This is a genomic window from Pediococcus ethanolidurans (assembly GCF_001437405.1).
Taxonomy (GTDB): Bacteria; Bacillota; Bacilli; order Lactobacillales; family Lactobacillaceae; genus Pediococcus; species Pediococcus ethanolidurans.
Map to the genome: position 1 here is coordinate 1 of NZ_JQBY01000037.1, position 10185 is coordinate 10185.

Genomic DNA, 10185 nt, shown 5'->3' on the forward strand with positions numbered 1-10185 from the left:
CGAAACTTTGTTCAGTTTTCAAAGGTCTACTTGGCTGTTTAAAAAACAATCTTAATTTTTGACAGCTATATAATAATAGCATTTTTAATTAAGAACGTCAACAAAAACTTTTTTGATTATCTTTTGTTTAACGCGCTGTTATCTAAGCAACGTGTACTAGTATAACCAAAAAATACCCGATCGGTCAATACCCAAAATTTGCATCTATTGATTTTAACCAAACACAATTCTAGATTTTAAAAGAAAATCCGAACTATTTGTAACATCAAAGAATTATAGTTACTTTTTAGCACGTGTATTAGATCTAAATATCATTTTATACATATCAAAAATTATTAAAATAAAAAAATAAACTATTTGCAAAAAATTTGCAATAGTTTATTTATCTAGCACTTCTTTTATTTTTCCGGACGCATTGTTGGGAATAAGAGCACATCACGAATTGATGGTGCATCAGTTAAGAGCATTACAAGACGATCAATACCAATTCCAAGTCCGCCTGTTGGTGGCATTCCATATTCCAAAGCTTCAATGAAATCTTCATCGATTCCTTCAGCCTCGTCATTACCTTGTTCACGTTCCTTAACCTGAGCCTCAAAACGTTGACGTTGGTCAATCGGATCATTTAATTCAGTAAAGGCATTTGCAAACTCATTGCCCTTAATATAAAGTTCGAACCGGTCTGTAAAGCGAGCATCTTCAGGATTTTTCTTAGCTAATGGCGAAATTTCTACTGGATGTCCATAAATGAATACTGGTTGTGTTAATTTATCTTGAACTAATTGTTCAAAGAACTCATTAATGATATGGCCAACTTGCCACCAGTCTTCATAATGAATTTTATGATCGTCAGCCAATTTACGAGCCTCTTCTAAACTCATCTTAGGCCAAAAGTCTACCCCAGTATATTTTTTAATTGCATCAACCATATGCATACGAGCAAAGTCTTGACTTAAATCAAGATCAGTTCCCTGAAATGTAATCTTACCATCTGGTGCAACAGCCTTAACAGCAGCCTTAAAAATACCTTCAGTTTCATCCATAACATCATGAAAATCGAAATATGCTGTATAAGTTTCCAACATAGTAAATTCAGGATTATGACGCGTATCCATTCCTTCATTTCGGAATACACGACCGATTTCATAAACACGTTCCATACCGCCCACAATTAATCGCTTCAAATGTAATTCCAAAGCGATTCGAAGATATAAGTCAATATCTAGTGCGTTATGATGAGTAATAAATGGACGCGCATTTGCACCACCAGCTTGTGAATGCAACACTGGTGTTTCGACTTCTGTGTAGTCTAAGCCATCTAAATACTTACGAACTGCACTAATTATCTTAGTACGTTTCATAAAGCGTTCGAAGCTATCGTCATTAGAAATAAGATCCAAATAGCGTTGGCGATAGATCTGTTCCACGTTTTGTAAACCGTGATATTTATCTGGAAGTGGTCGTAAAGCCTTGGTTAAGAACGTTAGATCAGTTGCCTTAACCGTTAACTCACCCATGTCAGTTTTCATGACCTCACCAGTGATCCCAATAAAGTCACCTAAATCAGCTTGTTTGAAAAGTGCATACTCATCTTCACCAACCGTATCCTTACGCACATAAATCTGCATAGTTCCTTTACGATCTTTCAGGTCAGCAAAACCTACCTTACCTTTACCACGTTTTGACATCATTCGTCCTGCAATGGTTGCCTTAACGTCCTTTTCTTCCAACTCTTCTTTAGACAGTTCACCAAACTGTTCATGAAGTTGGTTGGTCAAATGAGTACGCTTAAAGGCGTGCCCAAATGGATCAATCCCCTGATCTCTTAAATCTTGCATTTTTTGACGACGAACTCTCAGTTGATCGTTCATGTCTTGTTCTTTCTTTGCCACTAAAAAGTCCTCCTCTACCATTATTCTCACGTATCCATGATGCCTATTTTACATTAAAAAAGCAAGTGCTGTTTCATCTTGCCATTTGTTGTCGTTTAATTGCACGCTCTTGTTGTTGCTCAGCGAAACGGTCAAAAATATCGTCCATTTCTTTTTCAGACTCTGCATTATTGAGTGCGACTTTGGTTCTTGCTGAATGAGAAATTCCCTTTAAGTAATATGCAGCCTGGGTTCTAAACTCACGTGGACCAACATAGTCACCCTTAAGTTCCACCAATCCATGCAAATGTTCTTTTGCAATTTTAATCTTTTCTGCTGGTGCTGGTTCGTCAATCAATTCACCAGTTTCAAGATAAGTGGAAACACGATGCAACATCCACGGATTACCTAAAACAGCTCGGCCAATCATCACAGCCGTAGAACCAACTTCATCAAGCATCCGTTTGGTATCCTCTGGGGTTCTGACATCCCCATTTCCCATAAAAGGAATGGTGAGTTCATCAGAAACTTGTTTTAAAATATTCCAGTCCGCATGTCCCGTATACATCTGTTTTCGTGTTCGTCCATGCATTGCCAAAGCAGCAGCACCAGCACGTTCAGCAGCCAGCGCATTTTTCACAGCAAATATATGATCGGAATCCCAACCAGTTCGCATTTTAACCGTTACTGGTTTCTTAACAGCATCCGTCACGTAAGATACCATTTCATAAACTTTGTTAGGATCTAATAACCAACGCGCACCTGCTTCTGTTTTGACCACTTTATTTACCGGACAACCCATATTAATATCAATTATATCTGCTGCAGTATGTTGATCAACAAATTTAGCTGCTTCCACTAATGTTTCTTTGGTTCCACCAAAGATTTGAATACTCATTGGATGCTCGTGTGGATCTACATTCATCATACTCAATGTTTTTTTATTTTTATACATAATGCCACGGTCTGAAATCATTTCACAAACAACAAGACCAGCACCAAACTTTTTACAAATTAAGCGGAAAGCTGAGTTTGTAACACCAGCCATGGGTGCAACGACCAGTTGGTTAGGAATTTTAACATCACCAATTTGCCATTCCATTCTGTTCACCTCATTAAATTATTTTTCAATTTATTTAAACTACGATCATTAATTAGCCTAAAAATTCTGCTATTAAAAATAGTCACAGAGCTTATAATAACACATAAATAATACTCACCCAAATAGAAATTAATTTTGTGATTTAATCAAAATTGCTTTTAATTCAAGTTCATTATACTGATATTTATTACCACAAAAACGGCATGTAACCTCAGCACCATGATCTTCCTTAATCATCGATTCAATTTCTTTGGAGGATAAGCTGGACATTGCCGCTGCAAATCGGTCTTTAGAACAATCACACTTAAACGAAACTGGTAACTTATCCAAAACTTTTACCTTATCGTCTTTAAATAGTAATTTCAAAATATCTTCGGGCGTTTTTCCCTGTCGCAAGAGCTCTGAAACTAATGGCAGATCATTCAGAGTCGTTTGTAATCGGTCAATTGCTTCATCACTAGCTCCTGGCATTACCTGAATCATAAAACCACCGGCAACTTCCACCGATTCATCAGGATTGACAAAAACCGAAACTCCCACGGAAGAAGGTATCTGTTCAGATTGAGCAAGATAATAAGTAAAGTCGTCCCCAATTTCTCCAGAAGCTAAGGCAACATTGCCTGTAAACGGATCTTTTAGTCCCATGTCCTTAGTAACTGAAAAGGTTCCCCGATTGCCAACTGCTTTACCAACATCAATATGATGCTTAGCATTTAGTGGCAAAGAAACATGAGGATTTTGCAAGTATCCTTTTACAGTACCGTTAGCATTACCGTCAACCACAATATTACCAACTGGGCCTCCACCATTAATTTTAACCGTCAATTTTTCTTTACCTTTAAGCAATGAAGATGCTAGCATAACCGCTCCAACTAACGACCGGCCAAGTGCCGCAGTTGCCGCGCTCCAAGTATCATGTCGTTTTTGTGCTTCTCTTACCAAGTTCGTACCATTGACTACATAAGCACGAAACATACCATCATTAATAATACTTTTGATTAAATAGTCTTCCATATTTTCTCCTCAAAATTTTCTTTACCGTCTTATATTTTTACACATCTTATAATCTAAGCCAACCCTAACTACTCAAAAACAGCAAATCAATAAGGAAAGTCCTTACCAATTTGCTGTTTTTTAAACTTTTATACAAGTTTGACCGTTTTACAGATCTGTATGATCATCAGAATTATGATCTTCCGAGTCATCATGTGAACTTGGCAAACGATGATTACTACCAGAATTATTGGTAGAATCGTCCTCATGTTCACTTGGAGTATCTAACTTTGTATCTGTATTGTCGTCGTTATTATTTTTATCATCAGCATGACGTTCAGCTTCTTTGCGTTCTAGCTCACGTTTTGATTCCTCAAAAGTTGCTGCTTTTTCACTTGGAAATTCTGAAGCACCATTTTTAGCAGGCATTTCACCCGTCTTATACAAACTCAAAATTTGCTTTTCGTCTAATGTTTCGTACTTCAGCAAAGCTTCAGCAATAATTTTGTGTTGTTCACGATGAGTAGCAATAATGTCTAATGCTTTTTGATGGCCTTCTTCTGTGAGGCGACGAATTTCATCGTCAATGGTTGCCGCTGTCTTTTCAGAATAAGCTGGACCATTTTCACCATAGTAGGATTGACCAGGTGCTGATAATTCAACCTGTCCAATTTTATCGCTCATTCCATACTGAGTAACCATTGCACGGGCAATGCCAGTAGCTTGCTCAAAGTCATTTGAAGCGCCTGATGACTGTGAATTAAAGATGGTTTCCTCAGCGGCACGGCCACCCATTAAACCAGCAATTTGCTCCATAGCATCCTTCTTGGACATCAAGTTTTGATCTTCACGAGGAAGCATGATTGCATAACCGCCAGCACGACCACGAGGAACAATTGTAACTTTATGAACCACACGGGCATCATTCAAAACAAGTCCTACAATTGTATGACCAGCTTCATGATAAGCAACAACTTTACGTTCATCTGGATTAACAACTGCATTTTTCTTGGCTGGTCCTGCAATAACACGATCTTCAGCTTCATCTAAATCAGAAGCATCGATGATCTTTTTATTACGTCTTGCAGCAAGCAAAGCAGCCTCATTTAATAGGTTTTCAAGATCTGCACCCACAAACCCGGGAGTTTGTTTAGCAATCTCATTCAAATCAACATTTTTATCAAGTGGTTTGTTCTTAGCGTGAACCTTCAAAATAGCTTCACGACCGCGAACATCTGGACGACCAACCAAAATCTTTCGATCAAATCGACCTGGACGAAGAAGAGCGGGATCCAAGACATCAGAACGGTTAGTAGCAGCCATTACAATGACGCCTTCATTTCCGGTAAATCCATCCATTTCAACCAATAATTGGTTTAAAGTTTGCTCACGTTCATCGTGACCGCCACCAACACCGCTACCACGGCGACGACCAACGGCATCAATTTCATCAATGAAAATGATGGAAGGTGAATTTTTCTTTGCTTGGTCAAACAAATCACGAACACGACTGGCTCCGACACCAACAAACATTTCAACGAAATCAGAACCGGAAATTGAGTAGAATGGAACTCCTGCTTCACCGGCAACTGCTTTTGCCAACAATGTTTTACCAGTACCAGGAGGCCCCTCTAAAAGCACACCTGATGGAATACGAGCACCCAACGAAACGAACTTCCGAGGATCTTTCAAGAATTCAACAACTTCAACAAGTTCTTGTTTTTCTTCCTCTTCACCCGCAACATCAGAGAAACGAACTTTGTTTGCCTTTTTATCGGCTGGTTTGACTTTCGACTTACCAAAGTTCATTACACCCTTACTACCACCGCCACCTTGGCCTGCTTGGCTCATCATCATATAGAAGAAAACGATGAAGAGCAACAAAGGCAAACCGGTAACTAATAATTGTACCCAGAAGCTATTTGAAGCTTCTGGTTTTGTGTCCATTTTGACATTTTCCTTTTGCGCAGCTTTAGTAATTTGAGCTGTGGTTGAATCATTTTCCAACACAGTCGTTGTAAAGCTTTCGACCTTAGTAGACGAACTTGACGCCGGGAATAAACCAGATTGAGTATTGCCCTTTTGTGCAGTGCGATATTTACCAGTAATTTTGTAAACACCATTCGTAGGCTGCACGACAAAACTCTTAACCTTGTTCTTTTGTAATTGGGACACAAATTGGCTTGATGAAATAGATGCCGTTTGTGTATTATTTCCCTGCCCAGTGACAAAATAAATAATGCCAACTAAAGCTAAGAAAACAACGATATAAAACAAACTATTTTTAACAAGTCCGTTGTTATTCCCTTTTTTATTCATTGGAATCCTCCTTGTTGACGGTTTTACGAACGGCAAGCAGAGGTCTGCTCAACCCTCGATAGATAGATAATATCACACTTGACCAATTTTGACCAATTATTTATTCACATAAATTTTTGGCTTTAAAACGCCGACATATGGCAAGTTCCGATACTCACCTTTATAATCTAAGCCATAACCCACAACAAACTCATCTGGGACAACAAAACCAACATAATCAGCTTTTGCTTCTAATACTCGTCCAGTTGGTTTATCAAGTAACGTACAAACTTTCACACTTTTGGCATGACGATTCTTGAATAGGTCAATAATAAATTGAAGTGTACGTCCAGTATCCACAATATCTTCAATGATTAAAACATCCCTGCCACTCACATCACGACTAATATCCGTAACCAGTTGCACTTCGCCAGTGGAATGAGTACCACCGTGATAACTTGAAACATCCACAAAATCCAATTGTGTATATGTATCCATTTGACGCATCACGTCAGTTGTAAAAAATACTGCTCCTGACAAAACACTAACAACTACGGGTACTTTGCCTTCATAGTCTTTTGTCAATTGTTTTCCTAACCTTTTACATGCATCCGCAATGTCACTTTGACTATACAAAACGCGTTCTATATCATCATTCATCAATTCAATTCCTCCAGATTATTTGGTTTCCAGATTATGAAATATTTTTGTACATCACCATCAAATGGTGTTTGAAGCCAACTTTTTCGAAGACCTAACAACCAAAGCGGTTGTTCATTTTTATCCACTAGCAAGGGCCAACTTACTCGCTGCCAACTTGGTACTTTGGCATCCATCAGTACCCGGCGCACACTTTTTTGATGAGTATTTTTCAAGCCCAACTTATCGTGTGGGTTGGCTGACCTAACTGTAAGAGGAAAATTTAGTTGATTTTCACTAAGTTGCATCACCTGGCATAAATCATCTAATTTCTTCGCATCATAATCAGTTTCAAATACGCCAACTTTGCCATAGCCTTCAATCGAATGCCATTGGTTCAATATTAACATAGAATCACTGATTATCAGTGGTTTTTTCTGCAATTCTGTCGTCAAAAAAAATCCAAATTTTTGATAATCTTTTATAAAATCCATTTGTGCATTAATTTGTAATTTGCCAGTTGGTTTTTGCAAATTTCCCAAAAGACGCAGAATTTCTTCTTGTTGCTGTTTAGAAACTTTTCCTTCACCAACTTCATGATCACTAATATATTGAATCGTCAGGTTTTGCCACTCTGTGCTTAATTCTAAAAAGCGTTCTGTTCGATAACCATCATCAAAAACTAATTCTTTTGTTAATTGCTCTTCACGTTGTTCAGTTGCCCTAATTAATAGTTGCAATTGGGTTTCATAGTCCTGGACATGTTTTAAAAACTGTGCATTCTCCTGTTTTAGTCGCGGGACTATTTGATGTCGCATTCGATTTCTAGTAAAGCTTTCGTCAGTGTTCGTCTGGTCTTCATACCACTTTAGTTGCTTACGAGTCGCAAATTGACGAATGGCTTCTTTTGAAAAGGGTAATAACGGTCGCACCACCATGGTATTTTTGGTCAATTTTCTTGAATCGATACCTTGTAATTGTTGAAGCGCACCACCACGGACCAGTTTCATTAAGAAAGTTTCGGCCTGATCGTCAGCCTGATGTGCCGTAAATAAAAAACGTGCCTGAAATTTTCGCGCAACTTCTGCAAAAAAATCATAACGTATCTTTCGAGCTGCATTTTCGATTCCTGTTTTGGGATGCTGATTTACTGACCACACTTTGATTTTCACGCGTAAATTATGAGTTTGCGTATACTTTTCAATAAATGCCTGCTCTTGGGTGCTTTGTGCCCTTAGCTTGTGATTGACATGGGCCACAACAATTTTTGGACGTCGCCTTGAGGGTAATTCTTCCAATAAAGTTAGTAACACCATCGAATCCACACCGGTTGAAACACCGACAACCACTGTATCCGTTGGCTTCAGATTGTACTTACGAAGAGTTAAATTAAATTCTCTTTGTAACGAGCCGTTCACTGAACTTCACCTTCTAGTTTGAAGAAAAGCCCGACCAAAACGAATGTTTTGCAACGGGCTTCTCACTTTATTTTATTTTTTAACTTCGACGTCCACCACGACCGCCGCGCTTACCTTCTGTGTTACGTTTTAAGGTTGTTAAACGTGCCTCACTATCTTTCAAGAAACCTGATAGCAATGAGTCAAAATCTTTTGGATCTTCATGATGACTGCTAGCATGTCCTTGATAATGAGAATTTGATTTTGAGGAACGGTGTGAACTAGCCTCATGCTCAAAATGATTTGCATGATTCGTATGTTCTGAATGATTAGAACGGTTAGAATGACTAGATTGATTATGATGCTCTGGAGCTGGTTGTTCTTCAGCCTTACGAATTGACAAACCAATCTTGCCATCATCGCCAACTGTCAATACTTTAACTGTGACTGTATCGCCTACCGTTAAAACATCATGAATATCCTTCACAAATCCATTGGAAACTTCACTAATGTGTACCAACCCGGTTTTATGGTCGCCTAAATCGATAAATGCTCCAAAATTAGTGATTCCCGAAACCTTGCCAGATACTTTTGACCCAACTTCAATTGCCATAAAAAAGTACTTCCTCCTTAGACTATGTGTAACTAGTATAGCACCAGATCATCGCAAGTGCGAGAATATCCTAATTGAATTTACAACAAAAAAATGACCATCATCCTGTAAGGATTAGTTCTTACAAAATGATAATCATTATTAAATAACTAAATTACTTTTGACTTACATCGGAAGAATGATCAGCAGGTAAACTATAGATTATTTCTCCAGATTTACTGTAGTAATATTTTTCTCTTAACAATTTTTGGAGATAATCTGCGTTATTTAACTGTTTAACTTGCAAACCTAAAGATTTATTTTGCGTTTTAGCTGTGGCGTATTGTGCCTTACTAGTTTGAATTTGTTGATTAACCGCTGCTCGTTGGTAATGTGTATGAACAATTTGAAAACCAAAGATACCAGCAAAAACAATAAAAATACCCATAATGATATAAAAACGGTGCAATCGTGTTGTACGAATTTTTCTGATTTTTTCAGTAGTTTTGGTCAAAGTTCTCTGCGACCCATTTACATTACTTGCCATTCATACAACCCCCGTTTTTACAAAGATTCATCTCTCTGACAGTAATTATAACAAGGTCCTATATGACTGTCTATGCATTTTCAACAAAGAATTTATTAAATTTTGTAAGTGGTTTCCTAATCACTAAAAAAGGAACCAAACCTCCACAAAGTGGTAAGCCAGTCCCAATAAAATTGATATTCACTTCAAAAACAACCAAATTTAATTTTGAAATTTATTTTCGATAATCTTTTGCATAGTCTTCAGATAAAATTGTGTACATGCGCTCTGCGTCATCTTTTTTGGTTGTTTCCAACAGAGCATCTACCCGAACAGTTAACGTCTTATTACCAAACTTAATCACCAATTGATCGTTTTCTGACACGTCAGACGAAGATTTTGCGGTGCGATCATTAATTAAAATTCGACCCTGATCCGCGATTTCTTTTGCAATTGAGCGTCGTTTTATAATTCTTGAAACTTTTAAAAATTTATCTAATCTCATTAACTTTTCCTCGTTTCTTTTTGGTTAATAATTTTATTTAACTAAAGGTTGAAAGCACAAAAACACATCTCATTGTCTGATACAAAAGCGTTCATAGTAACAAAATTAGATTAAAATACCGTCTTCCAGCAAAACCGGGCTGGAACGTAGTGGGCACGACTTAGAGCCGAAAACCACGTCTCTAAGCTCGGCCTTTATCTAAGCGAAACCCGCTAAGATAAATGTCACTACTGAGCCCATTTGCTTCCAGACTAAGTCTAAT

The 10185-nt window shown here is 37.8% G+C and carries 9 protein-coding genes; all 9 read right to left on the reverse strand.

Annotated elements, in window-relative coordinates:
- Positions 1 to 398 precede the first annotated feature (398 nt).
- Positions 399 to 1871, reverse strand: a complete 1473-nt coding sequence (lysS, locus tag IV87_RS10325) for a lysine--tRNA ligase (protein WP_371862121.1) — start codon at positions 1869 to 1871, stop codon at positions 399 to 401.
- Between the two features lie 94 nt (positions 1872 to 1965).
- Positions 1966 to 2973, reverse strand: coding sequence for a tRNA dihydrouridine synthase DusB (gene dusB, locus IV87_RS10330; RefSeq protein WP_057807995.1), 1008 nt, complete (start codon positions 2971 to 2973; stop codon positions 1966 to 1968).
- A gap of 129 nt (positions 2974 to 3102) precedes the next feature.
- Positions 3103 to 3987 carry an Hsp33 family molecular chaperone HslO gene (gene hslO, locus IV87_RS10335; protein ID WP_057807997.1) on the reverse strand — a complete coding sequence of 295 codons (885 nt, stop codon included), beginning with the start codon at positions 3985 to 3987 and terminating at the stop codon, positions 3103 to 3105.
- A 147-nt stretch (positions 3988 to 4134) separates the two neighbouring features.
- Entirely contained in the window at positions 4135 to 6285 is a 2151-nt protein-coding gene (gene ftsH, locus IV87_RS10340) for an ATP-dependent zinc metalloprotease FtsH (protein ID WP_057807999.1), read from the reverse strand.
- Between the two features lie 96 nt (positions 6286 to 6381).
- Positions 6382 to 6924, reverse strand: a complete 543-nt coding sequence (gene hpt / locus IV87_RS10345; protein WP_057808001.1) for a hypoxanthine phosphoribosyltransferase — start codon at positions 6922 to 6924, stop codon at positions 6382 to 6384.
- The gene (tilS, locus tag IV87_RS10350) at positions 6924 to 8321 is read right to left on the reverse strand and encodes a tRNA lysidine(34) synthetase TilS (RefSeq protein WP_057808002.1); all 1398 of its coding nucleotides are present in this window, start codon (positions 8319 to 8321) and stop codon (positions 6924 to 6926) included. Before tilS ends, hpt begins: the two co-directional genes overlap by 1 nt.
- 79 nt (positions 8322 to 8400) lie before the next feature.
- Entirely contained in the window at positions 8401 to 8913 is a 513-nt protein-coding gene (locus IV87_RS10355) for a S1 RNA-binding domain-containing protein (RefSeq protein WP_057808004.1), read from the reverse strand.
- A 154-nt stretch (positions 8914 to 9067) separates the two neighbouring features.
- Entirely contained in the window at positions 9068 to 9439 is a 372-nt protein-coding gene (locus tag IV87_RS10360) for an FtsB family cell division protein (protein WP_057808006.1), read from the reverse strand.
- A gap of 214 nt (positions 9440 to 9653) precedes the next feature.
- Positions 9654 to 9923, reverse strand: a complete 270-nt coding sequence (locus tag IV87_RS10365) for an RNA-binding S4 domain-containing protein (protein WP_057808008.1) — start codon at positions 9921 to 9923, stop codon at positions 9654 to 9656.
- Between the last annotated feature and the right edge of the window lie 262 nt (positions 9924 to 10185).